The organism is Microbacterium sp. Bi128 (genome assembly GCF_918698205.1).
In genome coordinates this window covers 1-1,204 of the sequence record NZ_CAKKMM010001495.1, presented here as the reverse complement: position 1 = coordinate 1,204, position 1,204 = coordinate 1, and the positions used below count along the sequence as shown (strand labels likewise).

Genomic DNA, 1,204 nt, shown 5'->3' with positions numbered 1-1,204 from the left:
CCCGCGCCTGGGCGGACTCGTGCTGGAGGCCAAGGGGCTCCAGAAGGGCTTCGATGACCGCACCCTGATCGACGGACTGTCCTTCAGCCTGCCCCGCAACGGCATCGTCGGCGTCATCGGCCCCAACGGCGTCGGCAAATCGACCCTCTTCAAGACCATCGTGGGCCTGGAACCGCTCGACGGCGGCGAACTGAAGATCGGCGATTCCGTCAAGATCTCCTACGCCGACCAGAGCCGCGGCGGCATTGACCCGAACAAGACCCTGTGGGAGGTCGTCTCCGACGGCCTCGACTACATCCAGGTCGGCCACGTCGAAATGCCGTCCCGCGCCTACGTGGCCGCTTTCGGTTTCAAGGGCCCGGACCAGCAGAAGAAGGCCGGGGTGCTCTCCGGTGGTGAGCGCAACCGCCTCAACCTGGCGCTGACCCTCAAGCAGGGTGGCAACCTGCTGCTCCTCGACGAACCGACCAACGACCTCGACGTCGAAACCCTCAGCAGCCTCGAAAACGCCCTGCTCGAATTCCCGGGCTGCGCCGTCGTCGTCTCGCACGACCGCTGGTTCCTGGACCGGGTGGCCACCCACATCCTCGCCTACGAAGGCGACGAGGAGAACCCGTCCAAGTGGTACTGGTTCGAGGGCAACTTCGAGTCCTACGAGGAGAACAAGGTCGAGCGCCTGGGCCCGGATGCGGCCAAGCCGCACCGCGTAACCCACCGCCGCCTCACCCGCGACTAGGCCCGCAAGGCTTACAGCGCCACGAAAAAGCCGGCTCCCGCCTGAACTGTTTCAGGGGGAGCCGGCTTTTTTTGTGTGCCGTTGACGCTGTGTGCCGAGGACACCGTGTCCCAGCCGCTGCTGGGGAGTACTGGCAGCCCTCGGCCTTGCGGATCTGGTGCTGCAGCGCCCTCGATCAGACGGCGGCCTGCACGGCGCCCTTCTCGGTGTTCTTCAGGTCGGTGTTCTTGAAGTCGTTCGGGACGCGGATCATGCCCTCCTGGGCCACCGTCGCCACGTGCCGGCCGTCCCGGCTGAAGATTTTGCCCGTCGCGAGGCCCCGTGCGCCTTGGGCGCTGGGCGATTCCTGGACGTACAGGAGCCACTCGTCGACCCTGACCGGCCGGTGCCACCACATGGCGTGATCCAGGCTTGCCACGGACATCCCCGGCGTAATCCAGCTCATGCCGTGCTTGCGGAGGATGGATT

The 1,204-nt window shown here is 66.1% G+C and carries 2 protein-coding genes; one reads left to right on the top strand and one right to left on the bottom strand.

Features of this window, described 5'->3' with window-relative positions:
• Positions 1-736: ATP-binding cassette domain-containing protein (locus LQV45_RS33975; RefSeq protein ID WP_230012249.1), on the top strand; the 736-nt coding region annotated here is incomplete at its 5' end.
• Between the two features lie 175 nt (positions 737-911).
• On the opposite strand, the gene LQV45_RS33970 is transcribed toward LQV45_RS33975, so the two are convergent.
• Positions 912-1,204: acyl-CoA thioesterase II (locus tag LQV45_RS33970; RefSeq protein ID WP_230012238.1), on the bottom strand; the 293-nt coding region annotated here is incomplete at its 5' end.